Annotated in this window: 17 protein-coding genes; 9 read left to right on the forward strand and 8 right to left on the reverse strand. The window is 68.8% G+C overall.

Translation table 11 applies throughout. From position 1 onward, the window contains the following. Positions 1 to 95: 95 nt before the first annotated feature. Positions 96 to 905 carry a hypothetical protein gene (locus ACI6GS_RS07360; protein ID WP_439817138.1) on the reverse strand — a complete coding sequence of 270 codons (810 nt, stop codon included), beginning with the start codon at positions 903 to 905 and terminating at the stop codon, positions 96 to 98. Between the two features lie 235 nt (positions 906 to 1,140). Between ACI6GS_RS07360 and ACI6GS_RS07365 the strand changes: the two genes are divergently transcribed. From ACI6GS_RS07365 to ACI6GS_RS07395, 7 genes are all read left to right on the forward strand, one after another. Then, positions 1,141 to 3,834 (forward strand): ABC transporter transmembrane domain-containing protein, encoded by a 2,694-nt coding sequence (locus ACI6GS_RS07365; protein WP_439817139.1) that lies wholly within the window; start codon positions 1,141 to 1,143, stop codon positions 3,832 to 3,834. A gap of 33 nt (positions 3,835 to 3,867) precedes the next feature. After that, complete coding sequence (locus tag ACI6GS_RS07370; RefSeq protein WP_439817140.1) at positions 3,868 to 4,332, forward strand: cyclic nucleotide-binding domain-containing protein; 465 nt, start codon at positions 3,868 to 3,870, stop codon at positions 4,330 to 4,332. Positions 4,333 to 4,368: 36 nt separating this feature from the next. Then, positions 4,369 to 5,268, forward strand: coding sequence for a haloalkane dehalogenase (locus ACI6GS_RS07375; RefSeq protein WP_439817141.1), 900 nt, complete (start codon positions 4,369 to 4,371; stop codon positions 5,266 to 5,268). A gap of 90 nt (positions 5,269 to 5,358) precedes the next feature. Next, positions 5,359 to 5,862 carry a class I SAM-dependent methyltransferase gene (locus ACI6GS_RS07380; RefSeq protein WP_439817142.1) on the forward strand — a complete coding sequence of 168 codons (504 nt, stop codon included), beginning with the start codon at positions 5,359 to 5,361 and terminating at the stop codon, positions 5,860 to 5,862. A gap of 62 nt (positions 5,863 to 5,924) precedes the next feature. Beyond that, positions 5,925 to 6,701 (forward strand): ABC transporter substrate-binding protein, encoded by a 777-nt coding sequence (locus ACI6GS_RS07385; protein WP_439817143.1) that lies wholly within the window; start codon positions 5,925 to 5,927, stop codon positions 6,699 to 6,701. Positions 6,702 to 6,928: 227 nt separating this feature from the next. After that, positions 6,929 to 7,681, forward strand: a complete 753-nt coding sequence (locus ACI6GS_RS07390) for an ABC transporter permease (RefSeq protein WP_439817144.1) — start codon at positions 6,929 to 6,931, stop codon at positions 7,679 to 7,681. Further along, on the forward strand, positions 7,678 to 8,445 hold the full coding sequence (locus ACI6GS_RS07395) for an ABC transporter permease (protein WP_439817145.1): 768 nt from the start codon (positions 7,678 to 7,680) through the stop codon (positions 8,443 to 8,445). Before ACI6GS_RS07390 ends, ACI6GS_RS07395 begins: the two co-directional genes overlap by 4 nt. On the opposite strand, the gene ACI6GS_RS07400 is transcribed toward ACI6GS_RS07395, so the two are convergent. Continuing rightward, positions 8,366 to 9,256 (reverse strand): sialate O-acetylesterase, encoded by an 891-nt coding sequence (locus ACI6GS_RS07400; RefSeq protein WP_439817146.1) that lies wholly within the window; start codon positions 9,254 to 9,256, stop codon positions 8,366 to 8,368. The genes ACI6GS_RS07395 and ACI6GS_RS07400 overlap by 80 nt on opposite strands. A 58-nt stretch (positions 9,257 to 9,314) precedes the next feature. Between ACI6GS_RS07400 and ACI6GS_RS07405 the strand changes: the two genes are divergently transcribed. Continuing rightward, positions 9,315 to 10,043 (forward strand): hypothetical protein, encoded by a 729-nt coding sequence (locus ACI6GS_RS07405; protein ID WP_439817147.1) that lies wholly within the window; start codon positions 9,315 to 9,317, stop codon positions 10,041 to 10,043. A gap of 9 nt (positions 10,044 to 10,052) precedes the next feature. Here ACI6GS_RS07405 and ACI6GS_RS07410 read toward each other — a convergent pair whose 3' ends face one another. From ACI6GS_RS07410 to bioB, 3 genes are all read right to left on the reverse strand, one after another. Beyond that, positions 10,053 to 10,571 carry a SixA phosphatase family protein gene (locus ACI6GS_RS07410; protein WP_439817148.1) on the reverse strand — a complete coding sequence of 173 codons (519 nt, stop codon included), beginning with the start codon at positions 10,569 to 10,571 and terminating at the stop codon, positions 10,053 to 10,055. 4 nt (positions 10,572 to 10,575) lie between these two features. Continuing rightward, on the reverse strand, positions 10,576 to 11,508 hold the full coding sequence (gene thyX / locus ACI6GS_RS07415) for an FAD-dependent thymidylate synthase (protein WP_439817149.1): 933 nt from the start codon (positions 11,506 to 11,508) through the stop codon (positions 10,576 to 10,578). A gap of 159 nt (positions 11,509 to 11,667) precedes the next feature. Beyond that, positions 11,668 to 12,723, reverse strand: a complete 1,056-nt coding sequence (bioB, locus tag ACI6GS_RS07420; protein WP_439817150.1) for a biotin synthase BioB — start codon at positions 12,721 to 12,723, stop codon at positions 11,668 to 11,670. 121 nt (positions 12,724 to 12,844) lie between these two features. On the opposite strand from bioB, the gene bioD reads away from it, so the two are divergent. Continuing rightward, a complete protein-coding gene (bioD, locus tag ACI6GS_RS07425) occupies positions 12,845 to 13,531 on the forward strand; it encodes a dethiobiotin synthase (RefSeq protein WP_439817151.1) in 687 nt (228 codons plus the stop codon). A gap of 12 nt (positions 13,532 to 13,543) precedes the next feature. Here bioD and ACI6GS_RS07430 read toward each other — a convergent pair whose 3' ends face one another. The 3 genes from ACI6GS_RS07430 to ACI6GS_RS07440 all read right to left on the reverse strand — a co-directional run bounded on the left by ACI6GS_RS07430 (position 13,544) and on the right by ACI6GS_RS07440 (position 17,943). Further along, positions 13,544 to 14,944, reverse strand: coding sequence for an aminotransferase (locus tag ACI6GS_RS07430; RefSeq protein WP_439817152.1), 1,401 nt, complete (start codon positions 14,942 to 14,944; stop codon positions 13,544 to 13,546). 170 nt (positions 14,945 to 15,114) lie between these two features. Beyond that, entirely contained in the window at positions 15,115 to 15,612 is a 498-nt protein-coding gene (locus ACI6GS_RS07435; RefSeq protein WP_439817153.1) for a flavin reductase family protein, read from the reverse strand. Positions 15,613 to 15,615: 3 nt separating this feature from the next. Then, positions 15,616 to 17,943, reverse strand: coding sequence for a DUF1989 domain-containing protein (locus tag ACI6GS_RS07440; protein ID WP_439817154.1), 2,328 nt, complete (start codon positions 17,941 to 17,943; stop codon positions 15,616 to 15,618). Position 17,944: the final 1 nt, after the last annotated feature.

The following is a 17,944-nucleotide window of genomic DNA, read 5'->3' on the forward strand; positions in this document are numbered from 1 at the left end:
CAGGTGTCCCCGCTCGGACGGTCGCCCGTCCGCATCATCATCATGGCCCAGGATCGGCGGCGCTTGTCACGCCCCGCGCGCACCGTCGCGTTGCCCTAGAGCCCACAGCCGCAACCCATGATGAACTCCGGCGCGCTGCCGTTCAGCCGGTAGGCGTCCGTGCCCTCTCCCTCGTGGTACAGGCTGTGGATGACGGCCTCCGGCACGCCGTCGCCGTCGACATCGGCCAGGGCGCTGACACGGTAGTGCTCGCGCAGGCCATCTGGATCGGTCGCCGCATGGGCCGTGCCCGTCACGCGCACCGTCTCGATCTTGCCCTTGGCGATGCGGCGCATCAGGACCACCGCATGGTCGCCGGCCGTGACGCCCAGGACCGACTCGCCGGGCACGTAGTATTCGGCCGTCAGCAGGACCTCGTCCGTGCCGTCGCCCTCGATGTCCAGGCGCAGGACCTGGCTCAGCGTCGTCCTCGCCGCGGGGATCCCTTGCGCCTTGAGCCAGTCGAGCACCGCCTGGACATAGACCGGCTGGTCCGGGTCCTGCGACATGACCGGGCGGGGCACGGGGGGCCAGGTGCCGCCAATCGCGACCCAGGCGACCTGGTCGAAATCGGGGCTCAGCGCCACGACATCGGTGCAGATGTCCTCGTCAACCGCGCGCGAACCGGTCGCCGCGACCGGACCATTGTAGAGGTCGAGCACGCGATAGGCCTCACCCCCCTGCAGCAGCGGCTTCATGGTGGCGGCGTCCAGCACGCGGCCGTCCCGGATCCCGCCCATCAGGCATGCCTTGCCCGACGGCGACACCGCCACGATCGGCGCAGGGCCGTCGGCCGCCGCCGGAACGGAAGCCAGGCCAAGGGCAAGGAGGCCCAGCAGCGGGCGGAGCAGGACAGGTCGCGGCATGGTCGATCCGGCAGGGGACCGCGGCCACGGGCGGACTGCCGCGCGCGCCTGTACGGTCGGATGCACGCTGTTGTTTCACAGTGCGCACGATCCCGCCACGGTGTGCGACCGCGATCACGGGGGCGGGTCAAGCGTCGCCGGCGCCTGGATTGGCACTGGACGGCGCCCCTGTCTGTACTAGGCTTTGCACCGCAGGCAGGGGACCGGGCGCGCAGGCGCCGGGGCAGAGGGCGGCGTGGAACCGAGCATCTTTCGCTACATCATCCGCTTTTCGCTGCGCCAGCAGATCACCCTGTGCGTGATGGCGGGACTGTCGTTCCCGTTCCTTTGGCTCTATTACGAGATGCCAAAGCAGATCATCAAGGTGATCAACCCCGAACCGGGCCAGGCTGTCAGGCATACGTTCTGGGGCGTCACGATCCCCGATACGATCTTCGGCGTGCCCATGGGGCAGCTTGAGATCCTGTTCCTGCTCTGCTTCATGCTTCTGCTGCTGGTGATCGTGAACCAGCGGTTCAAGTACTGGATCAACGTCTACAAGGGGATCACGGCCGAGCGCATGCTGCGCCGGCTGCGCTACGACCTGTACAGCCGGGTCCTGCGCTTTCCCCTGCCGACGTTCCGGCGCATGAGCTCGGGAGAGATCATCCCGATGATCACGAACGAGGTGGAGCCGCTGGGCGGCTTCATCGGCGATGCCTTCTCCCTGCCGGCGTTCCAGGGCGGCACGCTGCTGGTCATCCTGGCCTTCCTGTTCTCGCAGGACGTCATCATGGCGACGGCGGCGGTGGCGCTCTACCCGCTCCAGGCCTACCTGATCCCCAAGATGCAGCGGAAGGTCAACCGCCTGGGCAAGGAGCGCGTCAAGCTGATGCGCAAGCTGGCCGACCGGGTGGGCGAGTCGGTCCAGGGCGTTCAGGAAATCCGCGCCAATCACACCTCGAACCTGGAACTGGCCGATTTCTCGGACCGCCTGGGTGGCGTGTTCTGGGTGCGCTTCGAGATCTATAATCGCAAGTTCGCGATCAAGTCGATCAACAACTTCATCCAGCAGCTGGGCCCGATCTTCTTCTATTCGATCGGCGGCTACCTGGTGATCAACGGCGAATTGTCGATTGGCGCGTTGGTCGCGGCCATCGCCGCGCAGAAGGACCTGGCAGCACCGTGGAAGGAGCTGCTCGACTTCTACCAGACCAAGGAAGACGCCCGCATCAAGTACGAGCAGGTGATCGGCCAGTTCGACCCGCCGGGCCTGCTGCCGGCCGAACTGCAGGTCGACCCCCCGGCCGAGGTGCCGCGCCTGACGGGCGAACTGGTCGCCGGCAACGTGGTCCTGCGCGACGACAATGACAGCGTGCGGCTGGAGGGCGTCAGCTTCAAGGTCCCGCTGGCCGAGCTGACGGCGATTGTCGGGCCGCATGGCGGCGGCAAGGAGGACCTCGTCTATCTCATCGGCCGGCTGCTCAGCCCGACGACCGGCCGCATCACCGTCGACGGCCAGGCGATCCACGAGATGCACGAGGCGATCACCGGGCGGCGCATGGCCTTTGTCGGCCCCAACGCCTTCCTGTTCTCGGCGAGCCTGGGCGACAACCTGTTCTATTCGCTGAAGCACCGGCAATTGGCGGCGCCGGCCGACGGGGACGAGGCGGCGCGGCGCGAGCGCGAGAAGCGGCGGCGCGAACTGGTCGCGTCCGGCAATTTCGTCGCCGATGTCGACGCGCCCTGGATCGACCTGGAGGAGGCCGGGGCCGAGACGGCCGAAGACCTGGTGCGCATCGGCCTGGACACGTTGCGCAAGGTGGGCCTTGGCGAGGACGTCTATCGCTTCGGCCTGTCGGGCACGATCGACGGGGGCAAGGCACCGGAACTGGCCGCCGCCGTGCTGCGCGCCCGCGCCCGCCTGCGGCAGCGCCTGTCCGACCCCGAACTGGCGCCGCTGATCGAGCCGTTCGACAGGCTGGTCTACAACCGCAATGCCAGCATCGCCGAGAACATCCTGTTTGGAACACCGGTCGGCAAGACGTTCGAGCTGGATGCCCTGGCGACGCAGCCCTATATGCGGCAGGTCCTGGAAAAGACCAACCTGCGCGCGCCCCTGATCGAGATCGGGCGCAAGGTGGCGGAGACCATGCTGGAAATCTTCTCCGGCCTGCCGCCAGAGCACGAGATGTTCCAGCAGTTCAACTTCGTCTCGGCCGACGACCTGCCCGACCTGCCGAACCTGCTGGCCCGGGCCGAGCGGGGCAAGCTGACGGCCGAGGACGAGGCCCAGCTGCTGGGCTTCCCCTTCAAGCTGATCCCGGCGCGCCACCGCCTGGGCCTGATCGACGAGCGCATGATGGTGCGCCTGCTGGAGGCCCGGCGGACCTTCGCCGACGACCTGCCGGACGACTACCGCGAGGCGATCGCCTTCTTTGAGGAGGATGCCTACAACCCGGCCGCCAACCTGATGGACAACATCCTGTTCGGCAAGGTCGCCTATGGCGTGGGCGATGCGCCGGAGCGGATCGGCCGCCTGGTGCGCGAGGTCGTCCACGAGCTGAACCTGGAGGATGCGGTCGCCGGCCTGGGCCTGAACTACCAGGTGGGTGTCGGCGGCTCCCGCCTGACGGGTGCGCAGCGCCAGCGCCTGGCGCTCGCCCGGGCGATCATGAAGCGGCCCGACATCGTGATCCTGCTGGAGCCGACCGCGGCGCTGGACGCGGCCAGCCAGCAGCACCTGCTGGACCTGATGCTGGCCGAGTGCAGGGGCACCGACGGCGGCCGGGCGCGGGGCCTGATCTGGGCCCTGCATCGCCCTGACGATGCCCGCCATTTCGACCGCGTGCTGGTTGTGGCGGGCGGCCATATCGTCGACAACGGATCATTCGACCAGGTCTCGGGTGCCGAACGGCCCCTGGGGCGGATGCTGGCGACGGGTGCCTGAGGCCTGGAGGTATTGCGTGCTGGAGGGATTGCGATGAGCCTGAACGACGAAGTGGCGGTGCTGCGCTGCATCCCGATGTTCCAGAACGTCGACCCTGCCCGGCTGAAGCTGATCGCGTTCACAAGCGAGCGCCTGACCTTTGCCCCCGGCCGCGACCTGTTCCGCGCAGGCGACCATGGCGACGCCGTCTACGTCATCCTGGCGGGCCTTGCCCATGCCCTGATCGCCACCGCGGAGGGCGAGATCAAGGTGGCGGAGTTCGCGCAGAACGACGTGGTGGGAGAGATCGCGGTCCTGTGCGACGTCCCGCGCACCGCAACGGTCCGCGCGATCCAGGACGTCACCGTGCTGAAGATCGGCAAGGACCTGTTCCTGAAGCTGGTGTCCGAGCTTCCGCAACTGGCCCTTTCGGTGATGCGCGAACTGGCGCATCGGCTGGACATTACCACCGTCCAGCTGTCCCGCGCCCGGAACGAGCTGCTGGCCCGCCAGGTCTGACCGCCGGGCGCCCAATCCCAGAAGGAAGGTCCGCCCATGCCGATCCAGGCCCTGCGCACCCCGGACGACCGTTTCGCCGACCTGCCCGGCTATCCCTGGGCCCCGCACCACGTCGCGGACCTGCCCGGGTTCGAGGGTTTGCGCCTGCACTATCTGGACGAGGGGCCGCGCGATGCCCCGCATACCTTCCTGTGCCTGCATGGCCAGCCGACCTGGTCCTATCTCTACCGGCGCATGATCCCGGTCTTTCTGGAGGCGGGGGGCCGGGTGGTGGCGCCCGACCTGTTCGGCTTCGGCAAGTCGGACAAGCCGGTGGATGACGCCGCCTATACCTATGCCTTCCACCGCAACACGCTGCTGCGCCTTGTCGAGCGGCTGGACCTCAGGAACATCACCCTGGTCTGCCAGGACTGGGGCGGCATCCTGGGCCTGTCGCTGCCGCCGGCCATGCCGGAGCGCTTCAGCCGCCTGATCGTGATGAACACGGGCATTCCCGTCGGCCGTTCGCTGGGCCCCGGCTTCGACGCGTGGAAGGCCTGGGTTCGCACCCAGCCGGACATGAAGGTGGGGGCGTTGCTGAAGCGCGGCACGAAGCACCTGACCGACGCGGAGGCCGCGGCCTATGACGCGCCCTATCCCGATGCGTCCTTCAAGGGCGGGGTGCGCCGCTTTCCGGAACTGGTTGCGATCGAACCGGGCATGGAGGGGATCGCGGAGGGAGAGGCCGCGGCCGACTTCTGGGCCAATCGCTGGACCGGGCAGAGCTTCATGGCCATCGGCATGGCCGACCCCGTCCTGGGCGACGGGCCGATGACGGCGCTGCGCAGCCAGATCCGCAATTGCCCCGAGCCGATGCGCATTGCCGACGCCGGCCACTTCGTCCAGGAATGGGGCGAACCCATCGCCCGCGCCGCCCTCGCCTCCTTCAAGGGGTGAGCATCGTCTGGGAATGAGCCAGCCTGCTCCCTCGCCCGCCGCTTGCGACGGGAGGGGACCGTGTCTGCCGCGCCCAATGAAGGACCCTGAATGAGTCGACTTGATGCCATGATCCGCCGCCTGACGGCCCAGCGCGACTGCCTGGCGGAAGCCGCACGGCGGATCGCGGGAATGCCGGGGCCGATCCTGGAGCTGGGCCTGGGCAAGGGGCGGACCTATGACCATATGCGCGGGCTGTTCGCCGGCCGGGACATCTTCGTCTTCGACCGCGACATCGACTGCTACAAGGACTGCATCCCCCCGGCCGACCGCATGATCCAGGGCGAGTTCCGCGAGACGGTGCCCAACGCGGCAGCGCGGATCGGCGCGCCCGCGGTCCTGGCCCATTGCGATGTCGGCCGTGGCGATCCCGCCTGGGATGCCGAGCTGGCCGCGTGGCTGGGCCCGGCGCTGCTGCCATTGCTGGCCGATGGCGCGCTGGTCCTGTGCGACCAGGAGCTGACGGTGCCGCAGCTGGTCCTGCAGGACCTGCCCGACGGGATCCAGCCGGGGCGCTACCATTTCTATCGCCACGTTCCGGCAATCCACACCTGACGCTTGATTTATGCCCGATGGCGCGGGACGCTTGATTCCGATCGCTAGAGGGAGACGATCTCGTGAGGAAGATTGCAGCGTTGATCGCCGCGTGTGCCACCGTGGCGTTCGCTTTTGGCGCCCAGGCGGAATCGCGGACGGTGCGGATCGCGACCGAGGGGGCCTATCCGCCGTTCAACTTCAAGGATGCCTCGGGCGAGCTCAAGGGCTTCGACGTCGACATCGCCAAGGCCCTCTGCGAGAAGGCCAAGCTGACCTGCACCTATGTCGCGCAGGACTGGGACGGCATCATCCCCGGCCTGCTGGCCAGCAAGTACGACGCGATCGTCGCCTCCATGTCGATCACGGAGGAGCGCAAGCAGCAGGTCGACTTCACCAACCCCTATTACAACACGCCCGCCCGCTTCATCGCGGCCAAGGGCTCGGGCATCACCGACATCAGCCCGGCGGCGCTGAAGGGCAAGATCCTGGGCGCGCAGAGCTCGACCATCCACGCCAACTACCTGCAGGACAACTACAAGGAGTCCGAGGTCAAGCTGTACCCGACCCAGGACGAGGTGAATGCCGACCTGGCCGCCGGGCGCCTGGACCTGGTCCTGGCCGACAGCGTCATGCTGTACGAGTGGCTGGAGAAGACCGAGCCGGGCAAGGGCTACGAGTTCGTCGGCACCCCGCTGACCGACCCCAAGTGGTTCGGCGACGGGGCCGGCATCGCCATCCGCAAGGACGATGGCGAGTTGAAGGCCGCGCTGAACAACGCTCTCGCCGAGATCATCGCCGATGGGACGTACAAGACGATCAACGACGCCTACTTCCCCTTCAGCATCCTGAAGGAATAGGGCGCCTGGTCAGGCGTTGCGCCTGATGCTTCGAGACGCGGGGCTTGCAACCCGCTCCCCAGCATGACGACGTTGTGTGGGCCATCGCTTCCCGACGGTCGTCATCCTGAGGAGGCCTGAAAGGCCGTCTCGAAGGATGCTGGTGCCACACCTCGGCAACATCCCGAAGGGGCGGTCGGGAAGCATTCGGAATCGGTTCGGGGGAACTTGATGGGCCGAAGGGGCGCATGGACCTGTTGAGCTTCGGCCCGGATGGCTGGGGCGACGAATTGGCGGTGGGGGCGTGGCTCACCATCCGCCTGGCGGCCGTGACGGTGGTGTTCGGCCTGGCCTTCGGGCTGCTTGGCGCCTGGGCCAAGCTGTCGCGCATCGCCCCCATCCGCTGGGTGGGCCAGGGCTACACCACCGTGATCCGGGGCATCCCGGAACTTCTGACCTTGTTCCTGATCTATTACGGCCTGCAGTTCGGGGCCCAGGCAATCTTTCGCGCACTGGACATCACCGACATGGCGCAGATCTGGCCGCTGGGCCATTTCGGCTATGCCGGACCACCGGAGATCAGCGGCTTCCTGGCCGGGGTCATTGCACTCTCCCTGGTCTTTGGCGCCTATGCGACGGAGGTGTTCCGCGGCGCCATCCTGGCCGTTCCCACTGGCCAGATCGAGGCCGCGCGCGCCATCGGCATGCCGCCGTTCCTGGTCTTCCGCCGCATCATGCTGCCCCAGGTCTGGCGCTATGCCCTGCCCGGCATCGGCAACCTCTGGATGGTTCTGATCAAGGACACCTCGCTGGTCAGCGCCATCGCGCTGGACGAACTCACGCGCCAGACCCAGATCGCGGTCGGGGCGACCAAGCGGCCCTTCCTGTTCTTTGCCACCGCCAGCCTGATCTACCTGGCGATCACCGCCATCTCGATGATCGTCCTGGCCCGGGCAGAGGCACGCGCCGCCCGTGGCATCCGTCGGCCGGCCGCGTCATGAGCGAGCTGTTCGCCGCCTTGGGGCATGGCCTGATCGCGATCCTGGGCTTCATCGGCCTGGACCAGGACCTGCTGACGCGGCATGGCCCGTCCCTGCTGGATGGCATCTGGATCACGATCAAGCTGGTGGCCGTCGCAACGATCCTGGGCGGCATCCTGGCCATACCCGTAGCCCTGGCCCGCATCTCGTCGATCCGGGTGTTCAACTGGCCGGCCACGGCCTTCGTCTTCTATTTCCGTGGCACGCCTGCGCTGATCCAGCTGTTCCTGATCTACTACGGCGCGGGGGAGTTCCGGCAGGAGCTGGACGCGATCGGCCTGTGGTGGATCTTCCGCGATGCGTGGTGGTGCGCCCTGATCGCCTTCACCCTCAACACCGCGGCCTATCAGGCCGAAATCCTGCGCGGCGGAATCCAGGGCGTGCCGACGGGCGAGCTTGAAGCCGCCAACGCGCTGGGCTTCCCCCGGGGCCTGATCTTCCGCCGCATCACCCTGCCCACCGCCTATCGCATCGCGTTGCCGGCTTTGGGGAACGAGGTGATCCTGATGGTCAAGACCAGCGCCATCGTCGCCCTGGTCACGATCTATGACCTGATGGGGGCGACGCGGCTTGCCTTCTCCCGCTCGTTCAACCTGGAGATCTACTTGGTCGCGGCGGTGATGTACCTGATGCTGACCTTGGCCTTCACCTGGGCGTGGGGGCGGCTGGAGAACCGCCTGAACCCCCAGCGCAGACGGCCCGCGACGGCACCGGCCCGGGCCTGACCTGGGGCGTCGCCAGCAGCCCCGCCATCGCGTCGGCAAAGCGCATGCCGGCGATGACCTGGCCCCTGGTGTCGAGGTGGATGCCGTCCTTCAGGCTGGCCTCGTCCAGGTCGACCAGGGCGGCGTCCGCCAGGTGCACCTGCGCCTGCGCCTGGCGCACGCGGTCCCAGGCCGGAAAGCGGCGGCACAGCGACGGGTCCAGCCCCGCCAGCCGGGCATAGACGACGGGCAGTCCGGGCTGCCCCAGGTCGGCGCGGAAGGCGGTGATCAGGGCCGTGAAGGCGGCGTCCCAGGCGGCGGCATCCTCGGCCCGTCTCGCATCCCATTCGCCCTGGTACCACAGCAGGCCGGCCAGCCGTGACCCGGGGCGGGCTGCCAGCGCGGTCCGTGCCTGGGCCAGGCAGGCGCCATACAGCGACCGGGGCGAAGCCGCGGGTGCCCAGTCGGCGATGCTGGTGGCACCCAGGGCACAGGGCACCAGCCCGACCTGCGCGCCGCCCATGCGGTCCAGGATCGCCAGCCCGAAGCTGAGGCCGGGGCCGACGCCGGCGTCCGCGTCCTGCGACGGGCCCTGCTCCGGCCTGGGCGCGTCGACCGGCTCGGCGGCGCGGGTCCAGCCGTCCGCACCCCGCCAGGCCAGCACGCCGTCGCTGCCCGCCTGGATCGACGGTGGCAGGTCGGCCAGGGCGCCGCGCCCGCTCATGTTCGACTGGCCGGCCAGGATGAAGACGGCAACGGGCGCCTCGCCCGCCAGCGCCGCGGTGGGCAGCGGGCTGGCCAGCAGGATGAACGCAACCAGACGCCACATCATTCGGTTACCGTCACGGCGGAGGATGACCTGTGTGATACCCAAGCGATTGATGAACCGCATGGCAAGGCCAATTGCCCTTCTTGCCTTTGTCCTTTTCCCGTTGCTGATGGCGATGCCGGTGGCCGCGCGCAGCCTGGACGATGCCCAAAGGCGTGCACTGGCCGACTACGGCTATGACTGCGGCCAGCTTCGCAACACGTTCGACGTCGTCGTCTGCAGCGATCCGATCCTGCTCGACGTCATGGGCGAACTCTTCGCCTCCTATCGCGGGCTGCGGGCGATCACCGCCGCGTCCGCGCGTGGCGACCTGTGGCGTCGCCAGGAACAGTGGATCGACAGCCTGACCGAGGCCTGTGGCCTGGGGACGCTGAAGGGCCTGACAGGGGACGACCTGGATCGCGCGCGCCTGTGCCTGGGCCGGGGCATGGCGGCGCGGGTCGAGGCGTTGGACGTCGCTGTCCGTCTGGGGGGCGTGGACTACCTCAGCGCCGACCTGGCGGGACCCGATGCCACCGACCAGGCAAGCGCAGGGCGCGTCCGCTGCACCGCGCCGGATGGTGCGGTCGTGATGCTGGAGCGCCAGACCTGCGACGCCCTGGGGGGCGTGACCGCGGACGCGGGGGGCCCGCGACCGAGCATGAAGGAGATGCCGGCGCAGCAGCCCGACGCTCCGCCGCTGGACGATGGCTTGACCTGGCAGGATGTGCAGAGCGGCGTTGCCGCGGTGGACCCCGCGACAAAGGCGTACCAGGTCCTGAAGTACCTCTACTGCCGCCGCTGCCGGTAGGGCGCGTCCTCAGTCGCCCAGGCCGCGGGGCGTGCGGAACTGGGCCAGCGTGCCGGACTGCACGGCCAGGGTCCGCCACGGCGCATCGGCCAGCTCGACGACCGCCAGGGCGGCGGTCGGGAACTTGCCCGCCAACTGGTGGCGCAGCTCCGCATCGCCGGTGCCGCTGAGGCTGAAGGCCAGTTCGTGCAGGCCTGGATTGTGCCCGATCAGCAGCGGCGCGCGCACGCTGTCGGGCAGCGCCTTCAGCCGCGCCACCAGGGTCGCGGCCGTTGCCAGGTAGAGCTCCGGCTCGACCGACACGGCGATGCGCGGGTCCAGGACCGAGCGGATCGCGGCCAGCGTCTGGCGCGTGCGCAGCGCGGTCGAGCACAGGACCTGGTCCGGCACCAGGCCCAGGCGCGCGATCTCTCGCGCCATCAGCACGGCCGCGGTTTCGCCCCGCGCGTTAAGCGGCCGGTCGTGATCGTCCAGGCCATCGGTCGCCCAGGACGACTTGGCATGGCGCAGGATCAGGATCTGCCGCATCAGCTCAGGCCTCCAGGCCCAGCGTTTCGACCAGTTCGCGCCATTCCCGGGGGCCCAAGCCGCTCGTCTCCTGGCTCACGGTCTCGCCCTTCAGGCGCCGGCGCACGACGTCCAGCGCCCGCGCCGACAGGGTGACCGCACCCAGCCGGTACTGGGTGAAGGCGTCATAGGTGGCGGGCACCCAGCGCTTCACCGTGTCCAGCATCACCTCGGCATACACGCGGATCTCGGCCTGGGCATGGGCATCCGCGCGCACCGACAGGAAGTGCAGAAGGTTGTGGAGGTCGGTCTTCCAGTACCACTGGGTGTAGTAGTTGAGGCTGAGGTTCATGCGCGCCAGCTCGCGCGCCAGGCCGGGCCGCTGGGGGTCCGCGTCCTCACCCTCGTTCAGCAGGTGGCTGTACGTGCGATAGGCCCGCTCCGCATCCTCGCGCAGCAGGTCCAGGACCTGGGCCGCCTCGTCCGCCGACAATTGCGTGCCGCGGCCCTGGCGGTTGACGCTGGACTGCGCCGCGATGTCGCCGGGCGCGGGCAGGTAGAATTCGCGATCCAGGATCGAATAGCGGGCGCTGATCTCGTTCACGTTGGCGGTGCGGTGGCGGATCCACTGGCGCGCCACGAAGATCGGCAGCTTCACATGGTACTTGATCTCGCACATCTCGAACGGGGTCGAGTGGCGATGGCGCATCAGGTAGCCGATCAGCGCCGCATCTTCCCGCGCCCGCCTTGTACCCCGGCCATAGGACACCCGCGCCGCCTGCACCACTGCGCTGTCGTCGCCCATGTAGTCGACGACGCGGACGAAGCCATGGTCGAGGACGGGGAAGGGCCTGTAGAGCACCTCCTCAAGCGCCGGCGACACCACGCGCCGCGTCGGCACGGGCTCGGCCGCGGCCAGCTCCTCCAGTTCCTTCTGCTCGTTCGTGATCTCGGTCATGGCGCCGCCCCTGAAGGGGCGCCAGCCTAGTGGACTTGGTGCGAATTGCGAACCACGGCGCGCCTGCCGCGCCGCGGCAGATGGTCGTATGCGCTCCGCTCATCCCCGCCTTCGCGGGGATGAGCGCGTTTGGGGTGGTCGCCCCGCTTGTCGCGTCGGCTATTCCGCGGCAACCGTCACGCGCGCGTGGTGGTGGTGGCCCCGGTCGTGCCCATGGGCGTCGCGTTCCGGCAGGTCCATCGGACCGACGCCCAGCTTGGCGAACAGGGCGTCGTCCTTGCTCTCGACCGGATTAGCGGCGGTCAGCAGGCGGGAACCCCGGAAGATCGAATTGGCGCCGGCCAGGAAGCAGAGGGCCTGGACCTCGTCGCTCATCCCCTCGCGCCCGGCGGACAGGCGGACCATCGACTGCGGCATCAGGATGCGGGCGACCGCCACCGTGCGCACGAACTCGATCCCCTCCAGCCGCGGGGCGCCGCCCAGCTTCGTGCCTTCGATCGCGATCAGCATGTTGATCGGCACGCTCTCGGGATGGACGGCCAGGTTCGCCAGCGACAGCAGCATCGAGGCGCGATCGGTCCTCGACTCGCCCATCCCGACGATCCCGCCACAGCACACGCTCATGCCGGCCTGGCGCACGGCGTCCAGCGTATCCAGGCGGTCCTGGAACGTCCGGGTGGTGATGATTTCGTTGTAGAACTCGGGCGAGGTGTCGATGTTGTGGTTGTAATAGTCGAGGCCCGCCTGCCCCAGGCGCTGCGCCTGCTCCGGCGTCAGCATGCCAAGTGTCGCACAGGTCTCCATGCCGAGCGCGCGCACGCCCTCGACCATGGCGCAGACCTGGTCCAGGTCGCGCTCCTTAGGGCTGCGCCAGGCGGCCCCCATGCAATAGCGCGTGGCACCCGCCGCCTTGGCAGCCCTGGCATCGGCCAGCACCGCGTCCAGCGGCATCAGCTTGGACGCCTTGACCCCCGTCTCGAAGCTGGCCGACTGCGAACAATAGCCGCAATCCTCGGGGCAGCCGCCGGTCTTGATCGACAGCAGGGTCGAAATCTGGACCTTGTTCGGGTCGAAGGCCTGGCGGTGGACCGTCTGGGCGCGGAAGATCAGGTCGGCAAAGGGCAGGTCGAACAGCGCCTCAACCTCCGCCATCGTCCAGTCATGGCGCAGCGCGCTCGTGGCGGTATTGGCATCGGCAATCGCGGCGTCCGGCATTGTTCCCCCTCCCGGGTGAGACTTGGGCCGAACCATAGGGACGGTCCTGCGGCATCGCAAGCGGGGCTTCACGCCGGCCCCGCGGCATGGTTTGACAGCACTGCACAGCGCGGGAGTCACCATGGCAGGACTGTTCATCACCGGCACGGGCACAGGGCTCGGCAAGACGCTGGTCGCCGCCTGCCTTGTCCAGGCGGCGCTGGGCCGCGGCCTGACCGTCAACGCGCTGAAGCCGGTGCTCAGCGGCTATGAGGACGACGAGGCGGCGGAGTCGGATGCCGGCATCCTGCTCCGCGCCCGTGGGCTTCCGGTCGATGCCGCTGGCCTGGATGCGACCACGCCCTGGCGCTATCGCGCACCCCTGTCGCCCGACATGGCCGCCGCGCGGGAAGGCCGGGCGATCGACGTCGACGCCGTCATCGACTTCTGTCGCGCAGGCTTGAGCGGACCGCAGGACCTGGTCCTGATCGAAGGGGCGGGCGGCCTGATGGTGCCGCTGGACGAAACGCGCCACAGCCGCGACTGGATCGCCGCACTCGGCATCCCGGTCGTCCTGGTCGCCGGCACCTATCTGGGCACGATCAGCCACACGCTGACGTCGCTGGCGGCGCTGCGGGAGGCGGGCATTCCCCTCCATGCCATCGTGCTCAGCCGGTCGGAGGAGTCGCCCGTGCCCAATGCCGAGGTGGCGGCCGCGATCCAGCGCTTCGCGCCGGGGTCACGCATCCATGCGCTGGAGCGCCTGTCCGGGCCGGAGCCCTGGCGCGGGGGCGCCGACCTGGGCGCGGTGCTGGACGGCCTTGCCTGAGGTCGGGTCGCCTCAGCCCACCTTGGCGCCCATCCGGACATAGGCGTCGGTCACGTCGTTCAGCGCGCCGGTGAAGCGGTCGAACAGGTCGTCCACCTCGTCCTCTGTGATGATCAGCGGGGGCGAGAAGCCGGCGCAGTCGCCGCTGCCGGGCGTGCGGATGATCAGGCGGTATTCCTCCTGCGCGCGGTCCTTGAGCAGGCGGCCGAACATGCCCTTGGGCTCGAACGGGGCCTTGGTCGCCTTGTCCGCGGTGAACTCGATCGCACCCATCAGGCCGGCATGGCGGACCTCGCCCACCAGCGGATGGTCGCGGAAGACGTTCATGCGCTGGGCAAAGCGGGCCGCCACGCCTGCCACGTGCGCCTCCAGGTTCCGGGACTTGATGATGTCAAGCATCTTGACCGCCACCGCACAGGCGACCGGATGGCCGGAATAGGTCGAGCCATGGGCAAAGGTGCCGATCTCGTCGCTGCCCTGCTCCAGCGCGTCGTACATCTCGGGCGGCATCACCAGGGCGGCCAGCGGCTGGTAGGCGCTCGTGATCTGCTTGGCCAGCGTCATGGTCGTGGGCGTCATGCCCACGGTCTCGGCGCCCCACATGTTGCCCGTCCGCAGGAAGCCGGTGATGACCTCGTCATCCAGCATCATCACGTCATAGCGGTCGAGCACGGCTTGGATGCGCGCGTGATAGGTGGCGGGCGGCACGATGACGCCGCCGCCGCCGGTCACGGGCTCAGCGATGAAGGCGGCGACTGTTTCCGGCCCCTCGGCCAGGATCAGGGCCTCCAGCTCGTCGGCGCGGCGCTGGGCGAACTCGTCCTCCGTCTCGCCCGGCAGGCCGTGGTGATAGAAGCTGGCCTCGCCCGTGTGGAGGATGTTGTGGATCGGCAGGTCGAAGGCGCGGTGGTTGGCCGGGATGCCGGTCAGGCTGGACGCGGCGACCGTCGCCCCGTGATAGGCATTGTGCCGGCCGATGATCTTCTTCTTTTGCGGCTTGCCGATGATGTTGTTCCGGTACCAGATGAACTTGACTAGGTTGTCGTTCGCCTCCGACCCCGACAGGCAGAAATAGAACCGGGGGTTCTGGATCGGCACGATTTCGGCCAGGCGTTCGGCCAGTTCGACCGACGGCTGAACCGAGCGGTGGGCAACCGTGTAGTAATAGGGCAGCTTGCGCATCTGCTCGACCGCCGCCTCGACCAGTTCGTGGTCGCTGAAGCCAAGTGCCGTGCACCACATGCCGGCCACCGCTTCCAGGTAGGGCGTGCCGTTCTCGTCGATGATGAAGATGCCCTTGCCCCCCGTCATGACGATCGGGCCGGCCTTGCGCAGGGTCGACAGGTGCGACATGCCATGCAGGACGTAGCGGGCATCCCTGGCCGCGGCGGAATTGGGAAGAGCTTGGTTCACGGTCGACCCCTGGCTCTGGCGCCCGCGGGTCGCGGGCACCGCATGTGGACCTGGACCGCCCCCCGGCGCGGCACCGCGTCAGCCGCGCTGTGCCCTGTATACCGTGCTGATCCTACTCCCCGGGTCCGCCCTGCCCAGCGGGATTCGCCAAAGCTCGCTTGGGCAGTGGTTCAGGGCGCGACGCGGCGGTACTGCCCGCGGTGGAAGAGCAGGGGCATGGCGTCCAACCGGGCGTCCAGGCGCTTGACCTCGCCCACGAAGATGACGTGGTCGCCGCCGTCGTGGCGGGCCTGGGTCTCGCACTCGAAGACGGCGATGGCGCCGTGCAGGACAGGGCAGCCGCTGTCCCAGATGTCGAAGGCGATGCCGGCGAAGCGATCCTCGATCGGGCTGGCGAAGCGGTTGGACAGGTGCTCCTGGTCCTGGCCCAGCACGTTGACGGCGAAGTGCGTGCCGGCGTGAAAGCCGTCGAAGCTGAGCGCGTCGCGCCCCATGCTGAACAGGACCAGCGGCGGATCGAGCGAGACCGAGTTGAAGGACGAGGCGGTAAAGCCCAGCAGCCGGTCGTTCGCCGTGCGGCAGGTGACGATGGTGACGCCGGTCGCAAAGCAGCTCAACGCGTCGCGGAACTCGCGGGATTGAACCTGCTGGATCTCCTGGGTGCTCACGGTTCAGCTCCGCGGTCTGGTCTTGTCCGGATCATAGAAGGGAAAGCGCACCACCGTCGCCGGCAGACGCTTCTGGTGGCCGTCCAGCTTGCCCACCTCCAGCACCGTGCCCGGGCCTGCGTGCTCGACCGCCACGCGGGCCAGGGCCAGCGACTTGCGCAAGGTGGGCGAACGCAGGCCAGAGGTGACGAGGCCGACCTGGGCCCGCCCGACATGGACGCAGTCGCCATGGCCCGCGACCTCGTTCCCCGCCAGCTCCAGGCCGACCAGCATGCGCTGGGGGCTGGCCTTGCGCCGGATCAGGGCCGCCTTGCCCACGAAGTCATCCTCGGACTTCAGCGCGACGGTGAAGCCGATGCCGGCCTCGAACGGGTCGGTCTGGTCGTCGAATTCGTAGCCGGCGAAGATCAGCCCCGCCTCGATCCGCACCATGTCCAGCGCATCCAGGCCCAGCGGCGCCAGTCCGTGCGGGCGTCCTGCCTCCCACACTGCGTCCCACACGGCGGCCGCGTGGCGCGGATGGCAAAAGATCTCGTACCCCAGTTCGCCGGAATAGCCGGTGCGGCTGACGACGACGGGAATGCCGGTATAGCCGCCGATCCGGCCGATCGTGAAACGGAACCACTGGAGTTCCATCAGCGCCGGCTGGGCCGGCGGCGTCCAGACGATCTGGTTCAGGATCTCCCGCGACTTCGGGCCCTGGACCGCCACGTTGTGCAGCTGGCTGGTGGACGAGCGGATCCAGGCACGGAAGCCCTTCTCCGCCGCCAGCTGCCGCAGCCAGGTGCCGCCATAGTCATCCCCGCCGATCCAGCGGAAGTTGTCGGGCCCCAGCTTGAACAGCGTGCCGTCGTCAACCATGCCGCCGTGCGGGTAGCACATGGCGGAATAGACCACCTGGCCGGGCGTCAGCTTGCGCACGTCGCGGGTCAGTGCGTATTGCAGCAGCGCCTCCGCGTCCGGGCCCGTCACCTCGAACTTGCGCAAAGGCGACAGGTCCATGATGACCGCGGCGGTGCGGCAGGCCTGGTACTCCGCCACCGGGCCGAAGTCGGTATAGCTGGAAGGCAGCCAATAGCCCTTGTACTCGACCATCCGCCGGGTCAGGGCGGACGTGCGGGCGTGAAAGCCGGTTTCCTGGGTCAGGTCCGGCTCGGCATCGGGGGTTGGGCGCACCGCGATCGCTTTCGGAAAGGTCTGGTCCGCCGCATAGACGCGGACGTGGATGTCGGTCGGGTTCCAGCCGTTGGCGGCGTCGATGTCGTCGGGACACGCGGACGAGGCACAGACCAGGTCGGTCATTGCCCGCATCAGGACATAGTCGCCGGGCCTGGACCAGGGCTCGTCCAGGCCGATCCTCATGCTGTGGTCCAGGATCGTGTTGTAGAAGAAGTTGATCGCCGGCCAGCCGCCGCGCGGGGCCACGCCATGGGGGGCCAGCACGCGGTTGAAGTTGTCTGAGCACGAGACATGGCCGGGATAGCCGGCATCGTCGTAATAGCGGTCGGTGCAGGCCAGGGCGAAACTGTCGTGCCGGCCGACCGTGTCCTGCACCACCTCCACCAGGGGGTTCAGATCCTGGTCGAAGAACTTCGAGAACAGGCCGGGGCCCGGATAGGCGGAGGCCGTCAGCGTGCGCGTCGCCGTCATGTCCATACCGCGCTCGACACCCCTGGCCAGGGCGGCGGCGTCAAAGGCCAGGAAGTCGGAGCATTGCCGACCCGCGACGTCGATCACCTGGATGAACTCGCCCGCCTTCACCGTGTAGGCCAGCGCGGTCGAGTGCGGCACGCGGTACTCGGCCACGACCCGGCCCAGCGGCGCGGGCAAAGGCGGCTCGGCCGGGATCACGGCGCGGGCCACGACGACCAGCAGGGCGGTGGGCGGGTCCTGCGCGCCCGGCTCCATCGGCGGGGTCGCCGGTGCCACCGCCACGCGCGCGGCGCTGGCGGCGGTCAGCACGACCTGCTGGCCGGGCGTACCTGCGGCGTCCAGCACCAGCGCCGCGTGCGCAGGGGCAAAGCCGGGTATCGTCGTGAACTGCGCCGCCCGGTCGGCCAGCAGGCCGAGTGACGCCAAGGCGTCCAGGCCGGCGGCGCTGAGGGCCGCGACCTCAGCCGGCTGCGCCCCTTCGGGATCGGTGATCGACAGCGTGTCGCCCGCTTCCAGGTCGACAACCAATGGCATACCAGGCCGAACCTTGACGCGCTGCTGCCCGGGTGCCAGGGACGGCAGGCCCGGCTCCAGCAGGGCCGCGGGTGCTGCGGTCACGGACCCGGGAAGGGCACCCGTGTCGGGCGCAAAGCGTGGGGTCGCACTGTCACGGACCATG

The organism is Zavarzinia sp. CC-PAN008 (genome assembly GCF_051903925.1).
In the GTDB taxonomy this organism is placed as follows: domain Bacteria; phylum Pseudomonadota; class Alphaproteobacteria; order Zavarziniales; family Zavarziniaceae.

Excerpts from the sequence above, each read along its gene's own strand:
- ACI6GS_RS07380 (WP_439817142.1), top strand. The coding sequence starts at position 5,359 with ATGAGTCGACTTGATGCCATGATCCGCCGCCTGACGGCCCAGCGCGAC.
- ACI6GS_RS07390 (WP_439817144.1), top strand. The coding sequence starts at position 6,929 with ATGGACCTGTTGAGCTTCGGCCCGGATGGCTGGGGCGACGAATTGGCG.
- ACI6GS_RS07400 (WP_439817146.1), bottom strand. The coding sequence starts at position 9,256 with ATGATGTGGCGTCTGGTTGCGTTCATCCTGCTGGCCAGCCCGCTGCCC.
- ACI6GS_RS07405 (WP_439817147.1), top strand. The coding sequence starts at position 9,315 with ATGGCAAGGCCAATTGCCCTTCTTGCCTTTGTCCTTTTCCCGTTGCTG.
- ACI6GS_RS07375 (WP_439817141.1), top strand. The coding sequence starts at position 4,369 with ATGCCGATCCAGGCCCTGCGCACCCCGGACGACCGTTTCGCCGACCTG.
- thyX (WP_439817149.1), bottom strand. The coding sequence starts at position 11,508 with ATGACCGAGATCACGAACGAGCAGAAGGAACTGGAGGAGCTGGCCGCG.
- ACI6GS_RS07370 (WP_439817140.1), top strand. The coding sequence starts at position 3,868 with ATGAGCCTGAACGACGAAGTGGCGGTGCTGCGCTGCATCCCGATGTTC.
- bioB (WP_439817150.1), bottom strand. The coding sequence starts at position 12,723 with ATGCCGGACGCCGCGATTGCCGATGCCAATACCGCCACGAGCGCGCTG.
- bioD (WP_439817151.1), top strand. The coding sequence starts at position 12,845 with ATGGCAGGACTGTTCATCACCGGCACGGGCACAGGGCTCGGCAAGACG.
- ACI6GS_RS07395 (WP_439817145.1), top strand. The coding sequence starts at position 7,678 with ATGAGCGAGCTGTTCGCCGCCTTGGGGCATGGCCTGATCGCGATCCTG.
- ACI6GS_RS07360 (WP_439817138.1), bottom strand. The coding sequence starts at position 905 with ATGCCGCGACCTGTCCTGCTCCGCCCGCTGCTGGGCCTCCTTGCCCTT.
- ACI6GS_RS07440 (WP_439817154.1), bottom strand. The coding sequence starts at position 17,943 with ATGGTCCGTGACAGTGCGACCCCACGCTTTGCGCCCGACACGGGTGCC.
- ACI6GS_RS07410 (WP_439817148.1), bottom strand. The coding sequence starts at position 10,571 with ATGCGGCAGATCCTGATCCTGCGCCATGCCAAGTCGTCCTGGGCGACC.